General features: G+C 68.8%; 23 protein-coding genes and 9 pseudogenes. 21 read left to right on the top strand and 11 right to left on the bottom strand.

The window, feature by feature from the left end:
- Positions 1-19: 19 nt before the first annotated feature.
- A complete protein-coding gene (locus tag ACWC09_RS45215; RefSeq protein WP_450857242.1) occupies positions 20-883 on the bottom strand; it encodes an MHYT domain-containing protein in 864 nt (287 codons plus the stop codon).
- Between the two features lie 280 nt (positions 884-1,163).
- Between ACWC09_RS45215 and ACWC09_RS45220 the strand changes: the two genes are divergently transcribed.
- The 3 genes from ACWC09_RS45220 (at position 1,164) to fdhA (ending at position 4,020) form a co-directional block, all read left to right on the top strand.
- Positions 1,164-2,039 (top strand): glycerophosphodiester phosphodiesterase, encoded by an 876-nt coding sequence (locus ACWC09_RS45220; RefSeq protein WP_450857244.1) that lies wholly within the window; start codon positions 1,164-1,166, stop codon positions 2,037-2,039.
- Between the two features lie 72 nt (positions 2,040-2,111).
- A complete protein-coding gene (locus ACWC09_RS45225) occupies positions 2,112-2,666 on the top strand; it encodes a methylated-DNA--[protein]-cysteine S-methyltransferase (protein ID WP_450857246.1) in 555 nt (184 codons plus the stop codon).
- Positions 2,667-2,793: 127 nt separating this feature from the next.
- Positions 2,794-4,020 (top strand): formaldehyde dehydrogenase, glutathione-independent, encoded by a 1,227-nt coding sequence (gene fdhA, locus ACWC09_RS45230; RefSeq protein ID WP_450857248.1) that lies wholly within the window; start codon positions 2,794-2,796, stop codon positions 4,018-4,020.
- An 83-nt stretch (positions 4,021-4,103) separates the two neighbouring features.
- Here the strand turns inward: fdhA and ACWC09_RS45235 are convergent, their stop codons facing one another.
- Entirely contained in the window at positions 4,104-4,532 is a 429-nt protein-coding gene (locus tag ACWC09_RS45235; protein WP_450857250.1) for a VOC family protein, read from the bottom strand.
- Positions 4,533-4,634: 102 nt separating this feature from the next.
- Between ACWC09_RS45235 and ACWC09_RS45240 the strand changes: the two genes are divergently transcribed.
- Positions 4,635-5,540 carry a pseudouridine-5'-phosphate glycosidase gene (locus ACWC09_RS45240; protein WP_450857275.1) on the top strand — a complete coding sequence of 302 codons (906 nt, stop codon included), beginning with the start codon at positions 4,635-4,637 and terminating at the stop codon, positions 5,538-5,540.
- A gap of 206 nt (positions 5,541-5,746) precedes the next feature.
- Positions 5,747-6,637, top strand: coding sequence for a carbohydrate kinase family protein (locus ACWC09_RS45245; protein ID WP_450857277.1), 891 nt, complete (start codon positions 5,747-5,749; stop codon positions 6,635-6,637).
- A gap of 109 nt (positions 6,638-6,746) precedes the next feature.
- Here ACWC09_RS45245 and ACWC09_RS45250 read toward each other — a convergent pair whose 3' ends face one another.
- A complete protein-coding gene (locus tag ACWC09_RS45250) occupies positions 6,747-7,541 on the bottom strand; it encodes a methyltransferase (protein ID WP_450857251.1) in 795 nt (264 codons plus the stop codon).
- A gap of 274 nt (positions 7,542-7,815) precedes the next feature.
- Here ACWC09_RS45250 and corA point away from each other — a divergent pair, with 274 nt between their 5' ends.
- Positions 7,816-8,943: a magnesium/cobalt transporter CorA gene (gene corA, locus ACWC09_RS45255; protein ID WP_450857252.1), complete on the top strand. Its 1,128-nt coding sequence runs from the start codon at positions 7,816-7,818 to the stop codon at positions 8,941-8,943.
- Positions 8,944-8,966: 23 nt separating this feature from the next.
- Here the strand turns inward: corA and ACWC09_RS45260 are convergent, their stop codons facing one another.
- The 3 genes and pseudogenes from ACWC09_RS45260 to ACWC09_RS45270 form a co-directional block, all read right to left on the bottom strand.
- Positions 8,967-9,395 carry a CBS domain-containing protein gene (locus ACWC09_RS45260; protein ID WP_450857253.1) on the bottom strand — a complete coding sequence of 143 codons (429 nt, stop codon included), beginning with the start codon at positions 9,393-9,395 and terminating at the stop codon, positions 8,967-8,969.
- A gap of 138 nt (positions 9,396-9,533) precedes the next feature.
- Positions 9,534-9,956, bottom strand: coding sequence for a PPOX class F420-dependent oxidoreductase (locus ACWC09_RS45265; protein WP_450857255.1), 423 nt, complete (start codon positions 9,954-9,956; stop codon positions 9,534-9,536).
- A gap of 64 nt (positions 9,957-10,020) precedes the next feature.
- Positions 10,021-10,386, bottom strand: a pseudogene (locus tag ACWC09_RS45270) (uridine kinase); the annotation flags it as partial.
- A gap of 454 nt (positions 10,387-10,840) precedes the next feature.
- On the opposite strand from ACWC09_RS45270, the gene ACWC09_RS45275 reads away from it, so the two are divergent.
- A complete protein-coding gene (locus ACWC09_RS45275; protein ID WP_450857257.1) occupies positions 10,841-11,311 on the top strand; it encodes a hypothetical protein in 471 nt (156 codons plus the stop codon).
- Here ACWC09_RS45275 and ACWC09_RS45280 read toward each other — a convergent pair.
- Complete coding sequence (locus ACWC09_RS45280; protein ID WP_450857259.1) at positions 11,283-11,480, bottom strand: hypothetical protein; 198 nt, start codon at positions 11,478-11,480, stop codon at positions 11,283-11,285. The genes ACWC09_RS45275 and ACWC09_RS45280 overlap by 29 nt on opposite strands.
- The gene (locus ACWC09_RS45285; RefSeq protein ID WP_450857261.1) at positions 11,432-12,040 is read right to left on the bottom strand and encodes a transposase; all 609 of its coding nucleotides are present in this window, start codon (positions 12,038-12,040) and stop codon (positions 11,432-11,434) included. Before ACWC09_RS45285 ends, ACWC09_RS45280 begins: the two co-directional genes overlap by 49 nt.
- A 421-nt stretch (positions 12,041-12,461) precedes the next feature.
- Here ACWC09_RS45285 and ACWC09_RS45290 point away from each other — a divergent pair.
- The 11 genes and pseudogenes from ACWC09_RS45290 to ACWC09_RS45340 form a co-directional block, all read left to right on the top strand.
- Positions 12,462-12,830: pseudogene (locus ACWC09_RS45290) on the top strand (helix-turn-helix domain-containing protein); the annotation flags it as partial.
- Between the two features lie 99 nt (positions 12,831-12,929).
- Positions 12,930-13,472: an MOSC domain-containing protein gene (locus ACWC09_RS45295; protein ID WP_450857263.1), complete on the top strand. Its 543-nt coding sequence runs from the start codon at positions 12,930-12,932 to the stop codon at positions 13,470-13,472.
- A gap of 53 nt (positions 13,473-13,525) precedes the next feature.
- Positions 13,526-14,383, top strand: a complete 858-nt coding sequence (locus ACWC09_RS45300; protein WP_450857265.1) for a transposase family protein — start codon at positions 13,526-13,528, stop codon at positions 14,381-14,383.
- 120 nt (positions 14,384-14,503) lie between these two features.
- Positions 14,504-14,707 (top strand): annotated as a pseudogene (locus tag ACWC09_RS45305) (transposase); the annotation flags it as partial.
- Positions 14,708-14,753: 46 nt separating this feature from the next.
- A complete protein-coding gene (locus tag ACWC09_RS45310; RefSeq protein WP_450857267.1) occupies positions 14,754-15,062 on the top strand; it encodes a transposase in 309 nt (102 codons plus the stop codon).
- A gap of 158 nt (positions 15,063-15,220) precedes the next feature.
- Positions 15,221-15,628: pseudogene (locus ACWC09_RS45315) on the top strand (transposase); the annotation flags it as partial.
- 70 nt (positions 15,629-15,698) lie between these two features.
- Entirely contained in the window at positions 15,699-17,114 is a 1,416-nt protein-coding gene (locus ACWC09_RS45320) for an IS30 family transposase (protein ID WP_450857278.1), read from the top strand.
- 4 nt (positions 17,115-17,118) lie between these two features.
- A pseudogene (locus ACWC09_RS45325) lies at positions 17,119-17,412 on the top strand (integrase core domain-containing protein); the annotation flags it as partial.
- A 227-nt stretch (positions 17,413-17,639) separates the two neighbouring features.
- The gene (locus ACWC09_RS45330) at positions 17,640-17,975 is read left to right on the top strand and encodes an AAA family ATPase (protein WP_450857269.1); all 336 of its coding nucleotides are present in this window, start codon (positions 17,640-17,642) and stop codon (positions 17,973-17,975) included.
- A gap of 1 nt (position 17,976) precedes the next feature.
- Entirely contained in the window at positions 17,977-18,456 is a 480-nt protein-coding gene (locus ACWC09_RS45335; RefSeq protein ID WP_450857271.1) for an SAM-dependent methyltransferase, read from the top strand.
- On the top strand, positions 18,456-18,704 hold the full coding sequence (locus tag ACWC09_RS45340; protein ID WP_450857283.1) for a hypothetical protein: 249 nt from the start codon (positions 18,456-18,458) through the stop codon (positions 18,702-18,704). The genes ACWC09_RS45335 and ACWC09_RS45340 overlap by 1 nt, the downstream gene beginning before the upstream one ends.
- 56 nt (positions 18,705-18,760) lie before the next feature.
- Here ACWC09_RS45340 and ACWC09_RS45345 read toward each other — a convergent pair.
- Positions 18,761-18,862: pseudogene (locus tag ACWC09_RS45345) on the bottom strand (IS5/IS1182 family transposase); the annotation flags it as partial.
- A gap of 31 nt (positions 18,863-18,893) precedes the next feature.
- On the opposite strand from ACWC09_RS45345, the pseudogene ACWC09_RS45350 reads away from it, so the two are divergent.
- From ACWC09_RS45350 to ACWC09_RS45360, 3 genes and pseudogenes are all read left to right on the top strand, one after another.
- Positions 18,894-19,088, top strand: a pseudogene (locus tag ACWC09_RS45350) ((5-formylfuran-3-yl)methyl phosphate synthase); the annotation flags it as partial.
- Positions 19,089-19,339: 251 nt separating this feature from the next.
- Complete coding sequence (locus ACWC09_RS45355; RefSeq protein WP_450857280.1) at positions 19,340-19,516, top strand: hypothetical protein; 177 nt, start codon at positions 19,340-19,342, stop codon at positions 19,514-19,516.
- Between the two features lie 314 nt (positions 19,517-19,830).
- Entirely contained in the window at positions 19,831-22,572 is a 2,742-nt protein-coding gene (locus ACWC09_RS45360; protein ID WP_450857273.1) for a SpoIIE family protein phosphatase, read from the top strand.
- Between the two features lie 415 nt (positions 22,573-22,987).
- Here ACWC09_RS45360 and ACWC09_RS45365 read toward each other — a convergent pair.
- Positions 22,988-23,125, bottom strand: a pseudogene (locus ACWC09_RS45365) (VapC toxin family PIN domain ribonuclease); the annotation flags it as partial.
- A 624-nt stretch (positions 23,126-23,749) separates the two neighbouring features.
- Positions 23,750-23,906 (bottom strand): annotated as a pseudogene (locus tag ACWC09_RS45370) (hydrolase); the annotation flags it as partial.
- Positions 23,907-24,306: the final 400 nt, after the last annotated feature.

Here is a 24,306-nt window from a genome sequence, read left to right on the forward strand (position 1 = left end):
CACTGACAATGCGGTCCGATCAGCGGTTCTGCGGGGTGCGGGAGCTGCGCCGGCCGATCTCCCGGACCGGGCGGAACGGGCGGCGGGCCGGGTGGTGGACGTCGGGATGGGCCGGGACGCCCGGCTTCTGCTCCACGGGGGTCCAGTCGGGCTTGCCCATGACCATCAGCGGGTCGAACATCACGACCACGCCGGCGATGAGGAGGAAGGCCAGCGGGCCGACCAGCATCGGCCACAGCAGCTCGGCCGGCGACGCGCCGGAGTCCGGGGCGGAGGTGCCGTGCAGATGGACGGTGAGGGCAGCCATGCCCGTGTAGTGCATGCCGCTGACCGCGAGGCCCATGATGAGGCTCGCGCCGACGCTCCACAGGAAGCCGCGGACCTGTCCGGCCGCCCACAGGGCGGCGGTGGCGGCGACCATCGCGATGACGACGGAGGCGCCGACGGTGAGCGTGTTGTACTCCAGCTTTCCGTTCAGGCGCATTCCGGCCATGCCCAGGTAGTGCATCGAGGCGATGCCCAGGCCGGTGATCGTGCCACCGGTGAACAGGGCCGTGCCCTTCGCACCCTTGTAGCCGACGATGAAGATCCCGACGCCGACCATGACAATGGCGAGGCCGAGGCTCGCGAACGTCATCGGCTTGTCGTAGTGGATCGGCGCCTGTCTGACGGTGAATCCCATCATGGCGACGAAGTGCATGGTCCATATGCCGGAGCCGATCGCCGCCGAGCCCAGGGCGAGCCAGGCGGGGCGCGAGGACTGGGCGACGAGCAGGGATCTGGTGGTGCAGCGCAGTCCGAGCGCACCACCTAGGCAAGCCATCAGGTAGGCCACCAGCGGTGTGACGAGTCCGTAGCTGAATCCGTCGACCGTGCCTTGCATGCGCGGCTGCCCTTCCCGCCCTCTTGCGTCCCGGAAATCCCTGAAATGCGCCCCCTCCCAGGACCGCCCGAGCGGTCAGGGTTGAGGCAGAGAGTATGACCCCCACCGGAATGGTCGAACGATTTTCCGGCAAAGAAACACGTCGTTGCCCCAGTTGTGCGGCACCAGTGAGTGGACTTGGGCAACTCCATTCAATGTGTGCCCATTCTGTACCGCACCGTCGTTGACTCTCTGCTGTCACAGTTGAGCCGTACGTGATCGCTCGACGCGAGGAGTGCGTATGTACGCGCGCGCAGTTGCCGCCATCACCACCGCGCTGCTGGGGGTCGCCGCCTTTCTGCTGCCCGGTTCCGACGCCCGGGCGGGGGACGTCGGTGGGCCGCCCCTGGTGTTCGGACACCGGGGTGCCTCCGCCTACGCACCCGAGAACACCCTGGCCTCCATCGACAAGGCGGCCCGGCTGGGCATCCGCTGGGTGGAGAACGACGTCCAGCGCACCAAGGACGGCGAACTCGTCGTCATCCACGACGACAGCCTGCAGCGCACGACCGACGTCAAGCACGTCTTCCCGCACCGTTCGCCCTGGAAGGTGAAGGACTTCACGGCGGCCGAGATCGCTCGCCTCGACGCCGGGAGCTGGTACGGGCCGCGGTACGCGGGCACGCGCGTGCCGACGCTGGATCAGTACATGCGCGAGGTCGGGCACAACCGGCAGAGTCTGCTCCTGGAGATCAAGAACCCGGAGCTGTACCCGGGCATCGAGCGGCAGACCCTGAAGCTCCTCGGCAACGAGGGCTGGCTCGACCAGCGTCATCTGGACCGTCGGCTGATCGTGCAGAGCTTCAGTGCGGACAGCCTGAAGATCGTCCACGACCTGAAGCCGGCGATCAGGACGGCCTTCCTCGGGACGCCGACCACGGCGCACCTCCCGGAGTTCTCGACCTTCACAGACGGAATCAACCCCTCCTTCAGTTCGATCTCGACGGGTTACGTCTCCGTCGTGCACGCGTACAAGGGACCGCACGGCAAGCCTCTATCGGTCTTCACCTGGACCGTCGACGACGCGGCCACCGCCCGTCGGGCCGCGCGGTACGGAGTCGACGGGGTCATCACCAACAAGCCCGACGTGGTCCGGGCCGCCCTGCAGTCGCCCTGAGCCGGTCTCCCGGGAAACCGACCGGTGCCCGCTCCCCCGGGCGTTGTCAGTGGCGGGTCGTACGGTAGGCGCATGGACAGCCATGGGCGGTACGAGCAGCAGGTCGTGTGGGCGGTGGTCGGCACCGGGATCGGTCCCCTGCTGCTGGCCGCGACCCGCGAAGGCCTGGTCAACGTCGTGTTCCACGCCACGGACGCGGTGCGCGACAAGGCGCTGGAGCGACTGGCGTCCCGGCTGGGCAGCGAGCCCGTCGAGGCACCCGACTCGCCGCTGCTGGCCGAGGCGATACGACAGGTCGAGGCCTACTTCGCGGGCGAGCGGCGCGCCTTCGAGCTGCCCCTGGACTGGTCACTGATCTCCGGCTTCAACCGGCAGGTGCTGCGCGAGCTGGCGTCCGGCGTGCCGTATGGCGCGGTCGTGGGCTACGGCGACCTGGCCGGGCGGGTGGGCCAGCCGGGCGCGGCCCAGGCCGTGGGGACGGCGATGGGCGCCAATCCGCTGCCGGTCGTCGTGCCCTGCCACCGGGTCGTCGAGAGCGACGGGGGCATCGGCGGGTTCGGCGGCGGGCTGGAGACGAAGCGGAAGCTGCTCGCTCTGGAGGGCGTGCTGCCCGAGCCGCTGTTCTGACGCCTTCCGTGACTGCCGCGCGAAGGGTGGTCGGGAAGGTACGGCGGTAGCAGACTCCGCCATGCGCACAGCCACTGGCATCCGAAGGCTCCGAGAGGGCTCGGAGCCGAAGGGACGGCGATCACGCATGAGCGGAAACAGGGCAGTCGCGTATCTCAAGCCGGGCGCGGTGGAAGTCCAGACCATCGACTACCCGACGCTTGAACTGCAGGACGGGCCGGGGGTCGCACCCGAGAACGTCGGCCGCAAGTGCCGGCACGGTGTGATCCTCAAGGTGCTCGCCAGCAACATCTGTGGCAGTGACCAGCACATGGTGCGCGGGCGGACGACCGCGCCCGAGGGGCTGGTCCTCGGACACGAGATCACCGGAGAGGTCGTCGAACGGGGGCCGGACGTCGAGTTCATCGAGGTCGGCGACATCGTCTCCGTACCGTTCAACATCGCCTGCGGGCGATGCCGCAACTGCAAGGAGCGCAAGACCGGCATCTGTCTGAACGTCAACCCGGCCCGCCCCGGGGCAGCCTATGGCTATGTCGACATGGGCGGCTGGGTCGGCGGCCAGGCGGAGTACGCCCTGGTCCCGTACGCGGACTTCAACCTGCTGAGGTTCCCGGACCGGGACGAGGCGCGCGAGAAGCTGCTCGACCTGACCATGCTGTCGGACATCTTCCCGACCGGCTTCCACGGCGTGGTGAGCTCGGGCGCGGGCGTCGGCTCGACGGTGTACGTCGCCGGGGCGGGCCCGGTCGGTCTGGCCGCGGCCGCGTCGGCGCAGCTGTTGGGTGCCGCCGTGGTCATCGTCGGCGACCTCAACGCCGAGCGGCTGGCGCAGGCGAGGAGTTTCGGCTGTGAGACCGTCGACGTCTCGCAGGGCTCGATCGAGGACCAGATCGCGCAGATCCTCGGGGAGCCCGAGGTGGACGCGGCGGTCGACGCGGTCGGCTTCGAGGCCCGGGCGCACGGCCCCGACGCCCCGGAGGCGCCCGCGACGGTCCTCAACTCGCTGATGGGCATCACGCGCGCGGGCGGTGCCCTCGGCATCCCCGGGCTGTACGTCACCGACGACCCCGGCGGGGTCGACGAGGACGCGAAGTCCGGGACGCTGAAGGTGCGGCTCGGGCTCGGCTGGGCCAAGAGCCACCACTTCACCACCGGACAGTGCCCGGTGATGACGTACCACCGGAGCCTGATGCAGGCCATCCGCCACGGGCGCGTGCACATCGCCAAGGCGGTCAACGCGACCGTCGTCGGTATCGAGGACGCGCCGCGCGGCTACGCGGAGTTCGACCAGGGCGCCAGCCGCAAGTACGTGCTGAATCCGCATGGGGCGCTGGACGGTGCACGGCCCGTCTGAGTCCCCCTGAGTCCCTGAGGACCTGAGCGTGGCAGCCGGTGCCCACGCGTCACGCGCGCGTGGGCACCGCTTTCCGTGCCGCTCTAGTCGTAATGCCGGGCCTCGAAGACGTTTCCGTCCGGGTCGCGGAAGTAGAAGCTGCGCTTGGCCGTTCCGCGGGCGCCGAAGGAGTCGTACCCGATGGCAGAGACGGGCACCGAGCTCTCCTCGAGTCGGCCGCGCAGTTCCTCGAAGTCATGAGCGGGCATGGCCAGGCAGACGTGGTTGACCGGATGGCCCGAGCTGTCGGCGGCGCCGGGGAGCATCCTCATGCGCTCCGCCGTGGTGAGCGGCATGAGGTCGAGGATGGTCTCGTCATTGAGCCGTACGGAGGGAAAGGACACCGTGCCCGCGGCGAAGTCGGCGAGCCGCAGGGCTTCCATGCCGACGGTCTTCTCGTAGAAGTCGGCCGACGCCACCGGGTCGCGCACCCAGAGGACGACGTGGTCGAGACGTGCCGTGTTGTCCGTCATGCACCCCAGGTTCGTGTCGTCCCCCACACACCGCAAGGGTTTGATCGGGCCCGCCGTTCGCCAAGGATGAGGCAAGAACGAACGACAGGAGGCAGGCGCGTGGTGCTGGTGGTTTCCGAAGAAGTACGCGACGCGGTCGACGCGCGTCGACCCGTGGTGGCCCTGGAGTCCACGATCATCGCGCACGGGCTGCCGCGCCCACGGAATCTGCAGGTGGCGCTGGAGCTGGAGGACGTCGTACGGCGGGAGGGCGCCGTTCCGGCGACGATCGCCGTGCTGGACGGGCGGCCCCATGTCGGCCTGGACAAGCAGCAGTTGGAGCGCGTCGCCAACGAGGACGGGATCCGCAAGCTGGGGCACCGGGACCTGCCGCTCGCGGTGGCGTCGGCGGCCAGCGGAGCGACCACGGTGTCGGCGACGGCGCTGCTGGCGGCGCTGGCGGGCGTGCGGGTGTTCGCGACGGGCGGACTCGGCGGGGTGCACCGGGAGTGGACGGTGACACAGGACGAGTCGGCCGACCTGGGACTGCTGGCCCGGACGCGGATCACCGTGGTGTGCGCCGGCGTGAAATCGATCCTGGACGTGCCGGCGACGCTGCAGCGGCTGGAGACGCTGGGGGTCGCGGTGGCCGGATACGGCACGGACCGCTTCCCCGGCTTCTATCTGTCGGACTCGGGGCATCCGGTGGAGTGGACCCTGGAGAGCCCGGAGCAGGTGGCGGGCGTCATGCGGGCGCAGGACGCGCTCGACGGGCCCGAGTCGGCGCTGATCGTCGCCAACCCGGTGCCCGAGGAGGAGCAGCTGGATCCCGAGCTGCACGCGCGCGTGCTTGCCGACGCCCTGCACGCGTGCGAGGCGGAGGGCGTCACCGGGCAGGCCGTCACGCCGTTCCTGCTCGACTACCTGGTACGGCACACCGACGGGGCCTCACTGACCGCCAACCTGGCGGCGGTGCGCGGCAACGTAAGGCTGGCTTCGCGGATCGCGGCGGCCTGGGCCGGGGCGTGACGACGGGGTCGGGCGGGGTGGGGCTCGGCGACGCGGTCGGGTCGGGCGGCGCTGGATCCGACCCTGTGACGGGTCCCCAGGGCTCACGGTCGCGAGCAGCGCTGGCGGGCTCTCCCAGCTCACCGTCCGAGGCCGCGTGGGCGGGCTCGCCCGGCTCGGAGTTCCAGGCTGAGCCGGCGGCCCCGCACGGCTCGCGGACCGGGGCGTTGCTGGTCGTCGGAGACGTGATCACGGATGTCGTCGCCCGGCATCGAGGTCCGCTGGCCTCGGGGACGGACACGGCTGCCGCGATCCGGACGGTGCCGGGTGGGGCAGGCGCCAATGTGGCCTGTTGGGCGGCTCATTGGGGCGGTTCGGAGGTGCGACTGCTCGGGCGGGTCGGAACGGACTCGGCGGACTGGCACGAGCGGGAGCTGGTCGCGTGCGGAGTGCGGCCGCTGCTCGTGGTCGATCCGGAGGCGGCCACCGGGACGGTTATCTGTCTTGTCGACGCGGGTGATGCGGCCGAGCGGACGTTTCTGACCGACAGCGGGGCCTCGTTGCGGCTGGGACCCGGTGACTGGTCGGACGCGCTGCTGGACGGTGCGGCCCGACTGCATCTCTCCGGGTACCTGCTGTTCTCCGAGCCGAGCCGGGCGCTGGTGGCGGTGGCGCTCGAGGCCGCACGGGCGCGTGGCGTGCCGGTGAGTCTGGACCCCGCGTCGGCCGGGTTCCTCGCGCGGCTGGGCGTCGGCCGTTTCCTGGAGTTCGTCGAAGGGGTGGATCTGCTGCTGCCGAGCCGGGACGAGGCGTGTCTGCTCACCGGGTTGCCCGACGCGGCGGACGCGGCCGCCAAGCTGAGTCGACACATCCCGCTGGTAGTCGCCAAGCAGGGCAGGGACGGGGCGTTGGTGGCCCGCTCCGGCGCGGTGTCAGCTCACGTCCCCGCCGTTCCGGCGACCCCCATGGACACCACGGGAGCCGGCGACGCCTTCACGGGCGCGTTCCTCGCCGCACTGCTCGCCGGGGCGGCACCGGAGGACGCGGCGCGGGAGGGGTGCCGGGCGGGGGCGCGAGCCGTCGAGCAGGTGGGCGGGAGGCCTCCGAGGCTGGGGTGAACGGGCGCCGTGGCCGAGGTCGACGCCCCAAGCGCCCCAGACACCCCAGACACCCCAGACACCCCAGACACCCCAGACACCCCAGACGTTAACCTCCTCCCCCGCAGCCCTACCCCTTCCGCCCCCACGCCGAGATCATCGGGGCCGTGGCCAGGTCCATTGCTCCGGATGCGACGTTTGCAAGGTGGGTCTCGATGTCCTCGTTCGTGGCGAGGCCCGACTCGACGAGCTGGGGGCGGATCTGGCGGATCGTGGCGGACTCGAGGGCGGCACAGGCCGGGGAGGTGAGGGGGAAGTACGCGTCGGCCTCCACTCGGCGCAGGCCGGCCTCGCGGAGGAGACGGGGGAGGCGGCGGCCGTAGGAAAGGTCCGCGCCGCGGTCGGCGAGGAGTTGCCGGAAGCCTTGCCGCAGGCGGTTGGCGAGGCGTTGTTCGGCGCCGTGTTCGTCGGGACAGGTCAGGGGCTGGAGGGCGGGGTCGGCATCCTCCAGCAGCAGCCGGCCTCCCGGGCGCAGCGACTTGATCATCGACCGCAACGCCCGTTCGCGGTCCGGGACGTGGACGAGGACGAGCCGGGCGTGCACCAGGTCGAAGCCCTCCCCCGGCGGCTCGTCGACGCCCACGTCGTGGACCCGGACGTCCACCGGCGGACGGGCTGCGGAGGCCAGGAGCGAGGTGTCGATGTCGGTGGCGACGACCTTTCCGGTGGGGCCGACCTTCTTGGCCAGCCAGGACACCACGGAGGTGCCCCCGGCGCCGACCTCCCAGCAGCGCCAGCCGGGGCCGATGCCGAACCCTTCGAGGTGCCGGAAGGTCGTGGGGTCGAAGAGAGCGGCGAAGGCGTCGAAGCGCTCGCCCGCTTCGCGCTGCCGGTTGTCGAGGAGATACCCGTCGGATCGCGTCATGCCGCGATCATCCCAGTTGTCCGGCTTGCCGGGAGCGGGCGACGCGGCGCCTGCGACTTCTCCTACAAGTCCTGCGACTCCTGCGACGGTGTGACCGGCCCCGCCGCGGGCAACCTTGTTGTCCACAGGCGGGAACAAAGCGGAACCTTCTGTTCCCACAGCCTCACCCGGCGCTTACGAAGACCTGGCAGACTGACGCGCCACAGCGCAGGAACCCGGTACCCGAGGCCGGGTCGTGCGTCTGACCCGGGGAGATCCACGCGAGGAGATCCATATGTCCATGGCAGGGAATCTGCGGAAGGTCACGAGCCTCGGCAGGGTCGGTGGCCTGCGCAAGGTGGCACGGCTGGCCCGGCGGCGCCCACGCGTCGACCTGAGCCACCCGGCCCGGTCCCCGCTGGGCTCCTCGGTGGTCAACTGCGTGACGTACCGGGACGGCGCGCGGGTGCCCGGCAGCGGCGATCTGGTCGACGCCGTGGAGCGGGTGCGCAAGAGCCGGGACGGCTTTGTGTGGCTCGGTCTGCACGAGCCGACGGACCAGGAGTTCGCGGGCATCGCCGAACTGTTCGACCTGCATCCACTGGCGGTCGAGGACGCGGTCGAGGCCCATCAGCGCCCGAAGCTGGAGCGGTACGGCGACACGCTGTTCGCGGTGTTCAAGACAGTCTGCTACGTCGAGCACGAGAAGCTGACGGCGACCAGCGAGGTGGTGAACACCGGCGAGATCATGGTGTTCGTCGGCGAGGACTTCGTGATCACGGTCCGGCACGGTATGCACGGCTCGCTGGGCCCCCTGCGCGAGGGGCTGGAGTCCGATCCGATTCAGCTCGCGAAGGGGCCGGCGGCGGTACTCCACGCGATCGCGGACCATGTGGTCGACGACTATCTGAGCGTCACGGACTCGGTCCAGGCGGACATCGACCAGGTCGAGTCGGACGTGTTCGCGGAGAACGGCGCGCGGACCGACCCGGGGCGGATCTACCAGATGAAGCGTGAACTCCTCGAGCTGAAGCGGGCCGTGGTGCCGCTCGCCCGGCCGATCGAGGACCTCGCGACCCGACCGATCCGCGTGGTCGCCCCGGAGATACAGGCCTACTTCAGGGACGTCCTCGACCACCTCATGCGGGTGAAGGAGCAGATCGCCTCGTTCGACGAACTGCTCAACTCGATCCTGCAGGCCTACCTCGCGCAGGTCACGGTCGCGCAGAACGAGGACATGCGGAAGATGACCGCGTGGGCCGCCATCATCGCCGTGCCGACGATGATCTGCGGGCTGTACGGCATGAACTTCAGGTACATGCCAGAGCTGCACTGGAAGTTCGGGTACCCCCTGGTCATAGCGGTGATATCGGCGATATGCCTGGCGCTCCACCGCGGGTTCCGGCGCAACGGCTGGCTCTGAGGTACGAGGGTCCGATACGGCGGTCAGCCCGTCGTCGTGCCGGCGTAGACACTGTGCGCGAAGTCGGCGATCTGGTCCTCCGTCAGATGCCGGGCCAGGTCGGCCTCGCTGATCATGCCGACCAGCCGCTTGTTCTCGATGACGGGGAGCCTGCGGATCCGGTGGTCCTGCATCTCCCGGAGCACGTCGCCGACGTCGGCGCCCGCGTCGATCCAGCGCGGGGTGCCGTGGGCCATCTCGCCGGCGGTCACCTGGGCCGGATCGTGGCCCATGGCCACGCAGCCGACGACGATGTCGCGGTCGGTGAGCATGCCGCAGAGCCGCTCGTTCTGGTCACTGATGGGCAGAGCTCCGACGTTCAGCTCGCGCATCAGCTGGGCCGCGCGGTCGAGCGTCTCGTGGGCGGGGATCCACTGGGCGCCCCGGTGCATGATGTCTGAGGCGGTGGTCATGGAGTACCTCCCGGTGCCGGGCGGCCGGCACGGCACGGGACGCGCCGCTGAAACCGGCGCCCTACAGTCTCGTCGCGCGGCGGGAGGGACGCACGCGGAACCCGGCGGTAACAGGAGAGTGCGCGCGGGCCGGAAGCCTCAGGCGGAGAATCCGATGATCTTCCGCGGCACCACCCGCACGATCACCCGGACCTCGTCGTCCTTCTCGGCTGGCGGGTCGATGCCGAGGTACTTGTGCGAGAGCTCGTACGGGAGCCGCTTGGCCTCGTCGGGGAGGATCTCGGCGGTGCCGCGGATCTCGACCGAGGTGTAGGGGTCGGCGAGGTCGAAGACCGTGAGGCTGACGCGGGGGTCGCGGCGGAGGTTGCGCACCTTCTGGCGTCCGCCGGTGGAGGAGAAGAGCACGGTGTCGCCCTCGCGCTTGATCCAGACGACCGAGTTCTGCGGGGCGCCGTCGGGGCCGAGGGTGGCGACGCCGGCGAAGTTCCTGCCGTCCAGGAGGGCACGGACCGAGGCGCTGAGGGGGACGGGGTCGACGGAAGCGTTGGAGGAGGTTGTCATGGAGCCACTGTAACTATATGCGCGTACATATAAAAGGAATACGTCGATCAGATTTTGGGGCGGCTCAGCCGCTCCACGCCGGGTGGCGCGGGTCGTCGGCCCGCACCAGGACGTCGGCGGTGCCGGCCGGGTCGGTCTCGACCTCGTAGCGCTCGTAGGCGGGGAGCGTCCAGCGGTCGGCTTCAGGGGTGCGGCGGCGCAGGGCGCCTGGTGAGAGGAGGACGTGGGCGGTCAGGTCGAAGGGGAACCAGTGGCGCAGCAGGAGGGGGCCATGCAGCAACAGGAAGCCACCGGGCGGGAGTTGGACGTAGGGACTGCGGGTGGCGCGGTCGGTGGCCGGGTCCCACAGGTCGGGCAGAACGCGTCCGTCGGCGCCGGGTTCGAGGGGGCCGAAGACCTCGCGCCACAAGGCGTTGGTGTCGAACCAGCCGTAGTGGGTCATGTCGCCCGACGCTCGCATAACCCCAGGTCAGGGCACCATCTTTTGACGCGAACACTGCGGTGGGTCGAATCGGGGGCGTCACGACCAGGCCGACCGACGTCATCCGGATCGTCGCCGGCTTCGTCAGCGAAGGGCATATCCACCCATAAGTGTCTCGTCGCTACTCGATCGCTCGGTGTGGGCAGTACGGCAGCCATACGGCGCCGTTTTTGGGGCACCGAGGCGTCTCCAAGCGGCCCGATCGTGAAGGTCAATGCTCGCGAAGGCGTCCTCAAATTGATCCCCTTTGCTCCCGCACGTGATGACTTCGCACTGCCTCACTGAGACGCCATCCGCTTTCCGAACGTGATCGTTTGGTTCGGGCTGGGTGGGCATGACCTCCGGTCGGCGGTGGGAGAGATGCGGACGGTTCGTTGGCTCGCGTCGCTCGTGGAGGTGGCTGGTGCCGTCGGTGCTCGGTCTGTTGGAAGCCCGGGAGAAGAAGGTGCGGGAAGAGATCGCGCTGTTGCAGGAGGAGGCCGAGCGGGTGCAGGCCGCGCTCGGCGAGGCGGAGCGGGCTCTTCAGCGGCTGGTGGATGCCCGTGCAACGGTGGCCGAGGTGCTGGCCGAGCCGCCTTCCGTGGTCGAGGAGCCGCAGCGAGGTCCAGTGGCCGGGTCGGTGGTGCTCCACCGGACCGACGGCATGACGGCGTCGGTCCTGGCACCGGACTACCAGCGGATCGAGTCGGTGCTGGAGTCGGAAGCGGGCAGGGAGGGCATGCGCTGTCAGCAGCTGGCCAGGGCTCTGGGGCTTCAGGTGGTTCCAGCGAAGGTCGAGGGGCTGCGGTCGAAGGCGAAACGCCTGGTGGAGCGGGGGTGGGCTCGGCAGGTGCGGCCGGGAGTGTTCACCGCGCTCGTGGTGCCGGCCGGCTGAAGGCACCGGGGCGGCGTCCGGCCAGGCGGCCGCTCATGAGCATCGTCATCGACCACAGCACCATGGCCTCGTGCATGACGGGCAGGGTCTCGTAGTCGCGCACCAGGCGGCGCGAACGCATCAGCCAGCTGAGCGTTCTTTCCACCACCCACCTGCGCGGCAGCACCACGAAGCCCGTGGTGTCGTCGGTGCGTCTGACGATCTCCAGGGTGAGGTGGAGGTTCTCGGCTGCCCAGTCGACCAGCCGTCCGCCCACACCAGGCGGATGGAGAAGTACATCTGTCGCAACCGCTCAAGCAGCGGGACGGCGGCGTCGCGGTCCTGCACGCTCGCCGCGGTCACCACGACGGCCAGGACCAGGCCGAGGCAGTCCACCACCAGGTGCCGCTTGCGGCCACCCACCTTCTTTCCGCCGTCCCAGCCGGACGTGGAGCGCGGGATGTTCGCCGCTGCCCGCAGTGACTGCGAGTCCACAATCGCGGCCGTCGGGTCCGGTGAGCGGCTCTCCTTGTCCCGCACGCGGTCACGCAGCCGGTCGTGGAGCTCGGCGAGCAGACCCGTCACCTGCCAGCGGCGGGCGAACGCATGCACACGCCGGTACGGCGGGAAGTCCACAGGCAGATTGGCCCACTTGACGCCGTTGTCGACCACATAGCGGACGGCATCCAGCATCACACGGTGGCAATAGCTCTCCGGTCGGCCGCCCCGTCCTTCAAGCCACGCGGGCACCGGCAGTACCGCCCGGATGACCTGCCATTCCGCAATCCGTCATGTCAGAGCCGTAACACCGCACGCGCTCTGGCCCGTCGGCCGCGTTGCCGAACCTGTGCGCGAGGCAGTCACACGACAGGGACGGCGAGTTGGACTCCACACACGCGAGCGCGAAAGACTGCGGCAACAGGGCCTCCTGGTGATCGGTTTGGTTCGCACCCCCGACCTACCAAGAGGCCCTGCTGTCATGCGCCGACTCTCGCGCGATCACCCGAACAGGAACCCTGTTCGACCAGACCAGCCCCGCCATCGATAAGCGGATGGCGTCTGAGCCTTTGCCAACTTGATCTGTGAGCTGGACAGTGGGTTCGACAGATGGGTGAAGCCCCTGGTAGACGGGTTCACGACCAAGATCACCCGGTACCGCCCGAGGCTTTCTGTGCTTGTGTACCCGTGCGGGCTGGACGTGTCCAGTCGATCCCTGTCCTTCCTCGCCGCTCGCCTGCGCGAACACCGCCGCCGGATCAAGAGCCGCTGGCGTCGGCTCCCGGTCGGGCGTCAAGCCCTGCTGGTGTTGGCGCATCTGCGGAACGGAACCACGTACGGCCAACTCGCAGCAGGTTTCGGGATCGGGACGAGCACGGTCTACCGCTACATCACAGAAGCCGTCGACTTGCTGGCCGCACTCGCACCGACCCTCGACGATGCCGTCCGGGCTGCTTCGGGGAAGGCGTACGTCCTGCTCGACGGGACGCTCCTGCCGATCGACCGGATCGCCGCCGACCAGCCCTTTTACTCCGGGAAGCATAACGGTCTGACCCGCGATTGATCGCAGGACGCCGCGCGCGCTGAAAACTGCGAGCTAGGCTCTTGGCGAGCCATCGCTACTGAACAGGGGGTCCGCGGGATGAGCGGGACGGTGACGGCAGTCAGCAGCAACAGCGAGTACTCGTTCACCAAGCCCAACCGGCCCAGCATCATGTTGCTCGCCGGGCTCGGTGTGGAGGGAGACGTACACGCCGGCGTCACGGTCAAGCACCGCTCGCGTGTCGCGCAGGACCCCACACAGCCGAACCTGCGCCAGGTCCACCTCATTCAAGAGGAGCTTTTCGCCGAATTCGGCGAAGAAGGATTCGACGTGACACCCGGTGCGCTCGGCGAGAACATCACCACCAGCGGCATCGACCTGCTCTGCCTGCCCGTCGGGACACTGCTGCGCATCGGCGACGAGGCGATTGTGGAAATCACCGGCCTGCGCAATCCCTGCCTGCAGATCGACAACTTCCAGGACGGGCTGCTGAAGAAGGTCGTCGGCCGTGACGAGGCTGGGAACATCGTGCGCAAGGCAGGAATCATGAGCGTCGTACAGGTGGGCGGTGTGGTGCGTCCCGGCGACACGATCACAGTGGAGCTCCCGGACGAGCCGCATCGGCCCCTCGACCGGGTTTGACCTCCTGCCCGAGCAGGTCGTGACGTGTCGATGGCCGCGCGGGTTCTTGTGGTGTGAACATCAAGCAGGCCCGCGCGGCCATGGCTCATCATGCCTTCTGCGGCATCTCGCGCCAACATCTCGGCGATTTGATCGAAGAGCTCGCGCCACGCTGGGAAGCACGCTGCGAGTCGGGACGCCATGAGCGGCGCGGTGGTGCCCGGCAACGCGAGATCGGTGCCGGCCCGAAGTACGGACTGGTCTTCATCGACCGGGTATTGGTGACGCTGGTCCATCTGCGGACCGGGCTGACGCATGCGGCGCTGGGCGTGATCTACGAGGTGGGCTCCTCCACCATCGGCCGGGCGATCAGCGAGGTCCGCCCGCTGCTGGCCGCGCGCGGGTTCGCCGTGCCTGACCGCCCCGGAGTACGGCTGCGCACGCTGGAGGACGTGTTCGCCTACGCGGAGGCCGAGCAGGTGACGTTGCGGATCGACGGGATGGAGACCCAGGTCCGCCGCCCGCAAGCGAACCGTCCCGGCCGACGGGCGTTCGTCTCGGGCAAGCGGAAACAGAACACCATCAAGACCACCACGATCAGCGACCAACAGGGCCGGACCCTGTGGTCGGGAGCCGAACGGCCGGGCCGGATGCACGACCAGACCGCCCTGCGCACCGAGGGCATCGCCGAGCAGTTCCACAAACATCCCGGCGTGAAAGCCGAGGTCGACGACGGATACCGGGGCCTGGCCAACGAGTTCCCCGGCCAGGTCTCGGCCCCGCCGAAGAAACCCAAGGGCCTCGACGATGACGACGCCCCGCTGAGCGAGCGGTACGGCTGGCGCGAAGCGAAACGCCGCCAGTCCTCCCGCCGGATTTGCGTCGAGCACGCCACGCCGAACACCGCCAGTGGCGCCATGACTGACTGCTGAGAGGCTCGGGGTCAAGTCGGAAGCGAGATCCCAAGATCACCAGTCGGCGGTCTGATCACCGGGTGAGCTGCACCCACCGGCTCAGAAGGCGTCAAAGCGGACAGCTCTGTCCCGGTTCGCTCCACACGTGCTTGGCGGCGACATAGGCGGAATCACCGGACTCTACGAAACTCGGGGGAACTCAAGTCACGTGATGTGCGCAAGCGTCACGTCCTGACCGATACCGAGGGTCTGCTCCTCAGGGTCACCGTGACCACGGCCGACATGCACGACTCCAAGGCCGCCCCCGCGCTGCTGAAGAGGGTCTGCCGCACGATCGGGTGACATCTGAACTGGCTTGCCCTGTGGGGCGGGTGGGAAGGATGTCGCTGTGCCCAAGCCTTATCCGGAGGAGTTCCGCCAGGACGTCGTGCGGGTCGCGAAGAACCGCGGGCCGGGTGTGACGGTCGAGCAGGTGGCCACCGACTTCGGAGTCCATCCGATGACGTTGTGGAAGTGGATGCGCCGCGCGGACATCGACGACGGGACCAAGCCCGGAACGACCGGCCAGGAGAGCGCAGAGCTTCGACAAGCGCGTCGGCGGATCAAGCTGCTGGAGCAGGAGAACGAGGTCCTGCGGCGGGCCGCGGCCTATCTGTCGCAGGCGCATCTGCCGGGAAAAGGATCTACCCGCTCGTGAAGGAGCTGGCCGGGGACGGGGTGCCCGTCACGGTTGCGTGTCGGGTGCTGAAGCTCGCCAGACAGCCCTACTACCGCTGGCTGGATCAGCCGGTGACCGACGCCGTGCTGGAGGAGGCGTATCGCGCGAACGCGCTGTTCGACGCGCACCGTGACGACCCGGAGTTCGGCTACCGCTTCCTCGCCGACGAAGCGCGCGGCGCGGGGGCTGTGATGGCGGACCGGACTGCATGGCGGATCTGCCGGGACAACCGCTGGTGGAGCGTGTTCGGCAAGAAGCGCGGCAAGGGAAAGAAGGCCGGCCCGCCGGTGCACGACGACCTGGTCCGCCGTGACTTCACCGCGACCTGTGCGAACCGGCTGTGGCTCGCCGACATCACCGAGCACGCCACCGGCGAAGGCAAGCTCTATCTCTGCGCGATCAAGGACGCCTTCAGCAACAGGATCGTGGGCTACTCCATCGACGAGCGGATGAAGTCCCGCCTGGCGGTGACCGCCCTGGACAACGCCGTGGCCCGGCGTGGTGACGTCGACGGCTGCATTCTGCACAGTGATCGCGGATCGCAGGGTGGATTCAACTGGTCGTCGCAACACCCTGATCTCGGAGGTGTGCGGCGTGGCCACGGCGGAGTGGAGTTTGAGGACCAGCGATGTTCCGGAGGGGCGGCGTCGGCAGTGGCGCGCTGACCGTGCGTTGCGGCCGGCGATGCGTTCGCCGGGGCGGCCTGATCCGTCTCGGGTCGTGCAGCGCCAGTTCTGGCGGCTGATCGCCACGGGGGTCACCACGGCCGAGGCGTCGCTGGCGGTCGGCGTGTCGTGGCCGGTGGGTGCGAGGTGGTTTCGTCACGCTGGCGGCATGCCTCCGATCTCGTTGGCCGAGCCCTCGGGCCGGTACCTCACGTTCGAGGAGCGCGAGGAGATCGCGATCCTCAGGGCGATGAGCAAGGGTGTGCGCGAGATCGCCCGCGCCCTGGGGCGTGACCCCGGCACGATCTCGCGCGAACTGCGCCGCAACGCCGCCACGCGCAGCGGCAAGCAGGAGTACCGCGCGACGGTCGCCCAGTGGAAGGCTCAGCAGGCGGCCAAGCGCCCGAAGAGCGCGAAGCTCCTGGGCAACGACCGGTTGCGCCAGTACGTTCAGGAGAGGTTGTCGGGGAACGTTCACCGGTCTGACGGGACGGTCGCCGCAGGACCGCAGACGCCTGCGTGGAAAGGGCTGAACAAGCCGCACCGGCAAGACAGGCGGTGGGCGACAGCATGGAGCCCGGAACAGATCTCGCACCGGTTGAAAGCCGACTTCCCCGAGGATGAGTCCATGCGCATCAGCCACGAGGCCATCTATCAGTCGCTGTTCATCGAGGGCCGTGGTGCACTCAAGCGTGAGCTGGTCGCCTGCCTGCGCACCGGGCGGGCGCTTCGAGAGCCTCGGTCGAGGTCACGTAACAGGCCGCAAGGGCATGTCACCGCGGATGTCGTCCTCAGTGAACGTCCTGCACAGGCCGCAGACCGCGCGGTCCCGGGGCATTGGGAAGGCGATCTGATCATCGGGACGGGCCGGTCCGCGATCGGCACGCTCGTCGAGCGCAGCAGCCGATCCACCCTCCTGGTGCATCTGCCGAGGATGGAGGGCTGGGGCGAGGTGCCGCCCGTGAAGAACGGCCCGGCCTTGGGCGGTTACGGCGCCGTCGCGATGAACACTGCCCTGACGGTGTCGATGACGAAGCTTCCCGAGCAGCTCCGCAAGACACTGACCTGGGACCGCGGGAAGGAACTCTCCGGGCATGCCCAGTTCGCGCTCGAGACCGGGACGAAGGTGTTCTTCGCCGATCCGCACTCGCCCTGGCAGCGACCCACGAACGAGAACACGAACGGGCTGCTGCGTCAGTACTTCCCGAAGGGCACCGACCTGTCCCGGTGGTCCGCCGAGGACCTCGAAGCCGTCGCCCTGGCGATCAATAACCGACCCCGCAAGATCCTCGGCTGGAAGACCCCGGCCGAGGTCTTCCAGGAGCAGCTACGCTCACTACAGCCCGGTGTTGCAACGACCGGTTGAACTCGCCCAGTTCCGCTCGCGCAAGTTCGTCCGGGCGCTGGACCGCCACCGGATGGCCGGCTCGATAGGGAGGGTCGGAGCTGCCGGCGACAACGCGGCCATGGAGTCCTTCTTCAGTCTGCTGCAGAAGAACGTCCTCGACCGCCGTGTCTGGGCCACCCATGAAGAACTGCGGATCGCGATCGTGACCTGGATCGAGCGGACCTACCACCGGCGGCGCAGACAGACCTCGCTCGGTCGGCTGACCCCCATCGAATTCGAGACCGTCATGACCACACCGGCCCTCCAGGCCGCGTGACCGCACCTGTCACCCGAACCTGCATCAGACCCAGACGTTCATGGACCAGCCGGGCCGGCTGCTGAAGCTGGTGTGGGTCGACAGCGCCTATCAGTGCGCGGCTAGGTGGTTTCACCGATGCTTTGCTCTCCCCACCACCGTACCGTTTCGCGCCGAGGCCAGTTGTCCTCCGGCCGAAGCGTAAGCCGAGGCTGTGATCGGGCTCCGGTGCCCAAGGAGAGTACGTCGTGGTTGAGGATGATCGCCGATCAGACGAGCCGATGAGCAAAGCACTGTTCGTAGGCAGGAATGAGGAGCTCGGCCGGTTGGATCGGGTGGCACATCTGGGACAGGGCGGTCCGGTCGTCGTCGATGTCACGGGCGAAGCGGGGATCGCCAAGAGCCGACTCGTGTCGGAACTGGCCCCCCGGGCCCGCGCGCGGGGGATGACCGTGCTGCGGGGCTGGGCCAAGGAGTGCGAACGTCACAGCCTGTTCCGGCCGTTCGCCGATGCCTTCGCTGATCTCGACGTGCCTGCTTCGACACAATCTGCTACATGTCCGAAGAACGCGGAGAGAGAGTGAGATGACAACTCCCAACAGGGCAAGCTACGAAGTGGTGCCGATCGGTGTCATCTCCAGCCCCCGCCAGGAGATCACAGACGACCACTGGGGCGGGGTGGAAGCCATCATCCGACTTGACTCCAGCGTCTTCGGGCTTGACGCCGTGGCCTGCCTCGACACTTTCAGCCACCTGGAAGTGGTCTTCTTGTTCCACAAGGTCGCCCCCGAGCAGACGCACCGAGGCGCCCGCCATCCGCGTGGCAACACCGACTGGCCTCAGGTCGGCGTTCTGGCCCAGCGAGTGAAGAACCGGCCCAACCGGCTGGGGGTCTCACGCTGCGAACTGCTCACGGTGCAGGGAACCGACCTGTTCATACGCGGGTTGGACGCCATTGACGGCACTCCCGTGCTGGACATCAAGCCATACATGACGGAGTTCGCCGCCCGGGGCGAGGTTCGCCAGCCGGACTGGTCCCACGAGTTGATGCACGAGTATTACTGATGGCGGCTGGGCTCTCCACCGCACCGCGATTCGCCTCCCCGGTCGTCGTCGCACTCGTCGACGGCCTGGGGTCGGGCGCATACCTGGGTCTCTCCGTCGTGATCCTGACCCGGTACGTAGGGCTGCCGAACCTCACCGTCGCCGGTTCCGCTGTCGGCATTGTGGCTTTTCTTCTGCTCGTCCCGCTCGGCCTGTTGGCCGAGCGGATCGGCGCCCGCACCATGCTGGTGGCGCCAGCGCCCAGGTAGCTGAGGATGTTCCAGAGCAGGACTGCGCCGCGGCACTCGGTATGGCAGTGACGTCCCTGGTGGCCAGCATGCCGCATCCGACGCTCGACCTTGGGCAGCAGCGGCTCGACCACTGCCCACAACTCTTCGTCGACTTCCCACGGCTTCAGCCCCGCCACCTCGCGCCCCCGGATCACCGGTCCCGGAGTGATCCAGCCACCTCGAAGATCACCGGACAGCGTCGAGGAGACCCTCGACTGCGCGAAGGCGGCGGAGAACCTCGACATCGTCGACGCCAAGAAGCCCGACGAGGGCTCGCTCGGCGCCAACTTCCCCTGGGTCATCAGAGAGATCCGCGACGCGGCCCCGCCGGACAACCCGGTGTCCGCCACCGTGGGAGACGTCCGCCGACGGGCGAAATGCGACCATCTTCGATGGGACGATCATCAGTGGCGGGACCGTCCGGTCCTGACAGGTGTCACGCGCGGCTCGGGGCCTGGCGTCACAGTGTGAGCACGCCAGCAGTTCCGCGCCCGCTCGGGATCATGGACGGCAACCAGCACCCCGCGTTCGAATGGATTGTCGAACGTGTGTGCCATCGACGCTCTGCGTGAGCTGGCAACCCCCGGCCTGCTTGCGGTCCTGCCCCGGTCGCCCTGGGTGTCGCCATCGGCTACGCCCCGCTCGGCACCTACCTGGTCGGCGCAGTCGCCGCCGGCGTCCTGATGGCGATCCTGCTCGCCGAATCCGGCGCCGGCAAGGACAACGCCAAAAGCTGGTCGAGGAGGGCCCCCACGGTGACAGGGGCTCGCCTTCGCATACCGCCACCGTGACCGGCGACGCTGTCGGCAACCCGTTCAGGGAAACACCGCGGGACCGGCATCAACCCGCTGATCAAGGTGATGAGCCTGATCTTTCTGCTCATCACCCCGACCGTTGTCCGCTGCGCCTGTGACTCCTGGATCCGCGCCCTCGCCGTCATCCTCGCCTCCACGCGTCGCTGCACCGCCGCCGTGACAGAGACCCACTCACCCGGACCATGGGCCGCGGTGCGACGGGCTCGCAGAGATCCCGACCGGCCAGGAGGGCTCGCAAATGGCAGGTGGTCCCCAGGCTGCGAGAGAATCAATATACGACCGTCCTGTTGATGAAGGGTCGTGGCGGCGTGCTCGAGCGGTTCTGGCGCCGATGGGGGCTGCGCCTTCCGCATGCCCGCAGGCGCAGGCTGTCGCAGCGGATCCTCCTTGCCCAGCTGGTGATCCTCGCGGTGACCAGCGTGATCGGCTTCACGCTGTTCGCGTTCACTCAGCGGGGGCGGCTGGACGACTACTTTGAGCAACGTGCCGTGTCGATCGCGCAGACGACGGCGCGTGATCCACAGGTTCGCGCCGCGATGGCCAGGGGTACGGCCCCCAGCCCGTCGGGTGTCGTGCAGACGGTGGCGCAGCGCATCGCCCGCGACGCCGACGCGTCTTACGTCGTCGTCATCGACCTGCACCGCATCCGTCACTCCCATCCCCTCCCCGCACTGATCGGCCGACCGGTATCCGAGCCGATCGTGGTGCAGGACGGCAAGCCGCACGTACGGATCGACACGGGCGCCACCGGCCGCTCGGCCAATGGAACGGCGCCGATCTACGCGCCCGGACCAGGTCACCGACTTGTCGGCGAGGTCTCCGCCGGCATCCCCGAGACCCGGGCGGCCGCCCAGTTCGGGCAGGAGCTGACCGCGTTCGGCATCTACGTCGGTATCGCTCTCGGTATCGGAGTCGGCGCCTCCTTCCTGCTCGCCCGCAGGCTCAAGCGCAGCACCTTCGGCCTGGAGCTGGAGGAGATCGCGGGCCTGCTGCAGGACCGGGAGGCCATGCTGTACGGCATCCGGGAGGGTGTGGTCGGCTGCGACGCTCAGGGGCGCATCACCGTGATCAACAGCGAGGCACATCGGCTCCTCGGCCTGTCCGCGGACCGACTCGAAGGGCGGCGACTCGCCGAGATCGGACTCGATCCGACCGTGAGTGACACGCTGGCGCCGGGGCAGGAAGTGCGGGACGAGGTCCTGACGGTCGGCGACCGGTTGCTGGTCGTCAACAGCTGGCCGACCGGGCGCAGCGGCGGACCGCCCGGCAGCGTCGCCACCCTGCGGGACTCCACCGCACTGCGTCTGCTGTCCCAGAAGGCCGAGGCGGTCCGCCGCCGCCTCAAACTCCTGTACGACGCCAGCGGTGCGGTCGGCACCACGCTCGACCTCACCAAGACGGCCGAGGAACTGGCCCGGGTCGGAGTACCGCGGTTCGCCGACTTCGCCGCGGTCGATCTGGCCGAGAGCGCGCTACGGGACGAGGACCCGTCGCAGCGGGGCAGGGTCCGGTTGCGCCGCACAGCCGTCCACGGCATGGACGACAGGCATCCCTTCATCCCACTCGGCGAGGTCTTCGAACTCGGCCCCACCACTCCTCAGGCCCAGGCGTTCCAGAAGGGGCAGCCCGTGCTCGAACCGGATCTGGCCACCGTCCGGGAATGGCGGGCCCAGGACCCCGAGCGGGCCGGCGCCATCCTCGACGCGGGCATCCGCTCCCGCATCGTGGCCCCACTGCGCGCCCGGGGCGTCCTCCTGGGCATCGCCTACTTCTGGCGGTCGCGCGAGCGTGCGCCGTTCGACGAGGACGACCTGTCCCTCGCCGGGGAGCTGGTCGCCCGCGCCGCACTCAGCATCGACAACGCCCGCCGCTACACCCGTGAGCACGCCACCGCCGTCACACTGCAGCGCAGCCTGCTGCCGCGGGCCATGCCCGAACAGAGCGCGGTCGACCTCGCCCACCGTTACCTGCCGGCCCAGTGGGTGGGCGGCGACTGGTTCGACGTCATCCCCCTGTCCGGCGCCCGTGTCGCGCTGGCGGTGGGCGACGTCGTCGGACACGGCCTGCACGCGGCGGCCACCATGGGCCGGTTGCGGACGGCCGTGCGCAACTTCTCCGCGCTGGACCTGGCCCCCGATGAACTGCTGTGGCACCTGGACGACCTGGTCGCCCGCATCGACCAGGAGGAGACCGGCCGTGACGGCCCGTCGGCCATCACCGGCGCCACTTGCCTGTACTCGGTCTATGACCCGACCACCCAGGTCTGCACCATGGCCCGCGCGGGCCATCTTCCACCCGCTCTCGTCCTGCCCGACGGGACAGTGCACTTCCCCGAGGTACCGGCCGGGCCGCCCCTGGGCCTTGCGGCGCTTCCGTTCGAGGCCGTCGATCTGCATGTGCCCGAGGGCAGTCGGCTGGTGCTGTACACCGACGGCCTCATCGAGCGCCGCGGGCGCGACATCGACGACAGTCTGGAACTCCTGCGCGCCGCCCTCACCGGCAGCCAGCTGACCTCTGAACAGACCTGCGCGGCCGTGCTGGACGCCCTGCTCCCCGCACACCCCACCGACGACATCGCCCTGCTCGTCGCCCACACCCGCGCTCTGGCGGACGACCGGATGGAGGCATGGGAGGTGCCTTCCGATCCCGCCGCGGTGGCCGACGTACGGTCCCGGACCAACCGACAGCTGGTGCAGTGGGGCCTGGAAGAGGCCGTGTTCACCACGGAACTCATCCTCAGCGAACTGGTCACCAACGCCATCCGCTACGCCACCGGGCCGATCCGAGTCCGTCTCCTGCGCGATCGCACGCTGATCTGCGAGGTCTGGGACACCAGCAGCACCTCCCCGCACCTGCGCTTTGCGGCCAACACCGACGAGGGCGGCCGGGGCCTGTTCCTAGTCGCCCAGCTCGCCGACCGCTGGGGCACCCGCTATCTGCCGGCGGGGAAGGTCATCTGGGCCGAACAGCCGCTCCCGCGGATGCAGCAGACGGACCCCGCAACCCAGCAGGCCACGAAGTTGACGAGGTAGCCGCCACGCGTGACTGGACCGCCAGGCGGTTCCGTCCCGGTTGAAGTGGCTCGATCAAAGGGTGTCAGCCCAGACGTCAATCGGATCGCGCCTCCCATTCACCAGGTGGTTCACCGCCGTTCATCGTCTACAGTTCTGTAGACGGTCTATGGTGCCGAGAACGGCCCGCCACGAGTGTTCGCCCAATTCGGGGACGTAGCGGATGCGCGGGGCGTTCAGGCGGGCGACTCCGGACGGGGACCTCCCGCCTGCGGGGAAGCGACTGGCCCGACTGGTCCAGATGGACGCCTACCTCCGCCGCCTCCGCCAAGATCTGGGCTGGTCGGTCCGCGATGACCTGGACGCAGGCCCGGCAGCCACGGGTCGATGGCTGCTGGACTGACACTCATCGGTCGGCACCGCCGGGCGGAACGACCTATTCGGTGGGTTGGCCGGTGATGGAGGTGATCATGTCGAAGTCTCCGTCGTAAGGGAAGACCGTTCGCCGGTTCAGTTCCACTGTGGCGGCGACCAGCAGGTCGGGGAGGGGCAGTGCGCGGTGGAAGCCCGCGTCGGCCGAGCGGCAGCGGTAGGTTCCGGGGCGTGATGCAGGCGACGACCCCGGACGCCTCCTTGCGGACAAGCGAGTTCCCGACCAGCCGCGCGTGGACGACCTGTCAATCCCCTGGTTGCGTGGAGACGTTGGCTATGCGGCTCGGCCTTCCTGATCGGTCCGCGCTCGCTCCTTGTGGGAAATGGACAGTCGTCCTTATGTCAGGCTCCGCCCCTGCCAGGGGTTCCGCCAGAAGCGATGGGGCGGGTGATGCGTAGCTGACCGGGCGACCCTGCCGGTGGAGACGGTGGACAGACGCCTTCGGACGGTGCATCGCAAGGTAGCACGGGCCAACCCGACGCATGGGATCCGATCAGGCACGACACCATCCGGCGGCATTCGGGCAGCACACTGCAACACAAACGCTCATGGTCTCGTAATGCGTAGGTCTCGGGTTCGAATCTCGAAGGCGGCTCCGTGGTGAACCCCAGGCCAAGTCTTTGACCTGGGGTTTCTTGTTTTGGTTGACCTTGGGATTCGGGCCCAATCGGGCATATGCGGTCTGTGTATCGCAATGCGTAGGTCTCAGGTTTACAGTCGGTGGCGGTTCTGCTCTGCAGGGCTGTGAGCTGGTCTTTTGTCTCTTGCCGCGTACAGGGAGAGATCCGGCGCCGGCTTCCCCCCTCCCTACATCCTGCGAACTGAAGACCCGTGACTCCTCGAACCACCGGTCAAGCCCGGTCGTCCGATGCCCCACCCGAATCCGCTCATGACTCCCGGACGACGCCACGCAGTACGGCACCCTGTACGGGCGCTCCTCTTCGGGCTGTTCGGATGGGCGTGGTGGCCATCTGGTGACCGAGCGCGCAGACCGACTCCCGGTCAACCGCGAAATTGGTGGTGCACGGAGGATCGTTGGTTGCGGCATCCCGGCAATCGCGGGTTCAACCCGCGTCCCCGTCCGGGCGGTCGCCGGGCCCTGACAGGTCGGGCGTCTTGCTGGACTCGGTCACGTCCGCGCTGCGGGTCGTCATGGTTCTGCGCTGCGCAACCGCGTCTACAAGGGGCTGCGTGCGGAAGAAGTAGCCGATGCGGACCCGGCGACACCTAGTGTGCTGCGCCAGAAATCCTGAGGGTTAGTTCTACTCTGCTTTCTGGCCGGTGGTTCCGACCTTGGTGAGGTAGTCGGCGAGGGAGTTGAG

Source organism: Streptomyces sp. NPDC001617 (assembly GCF_053596855.1).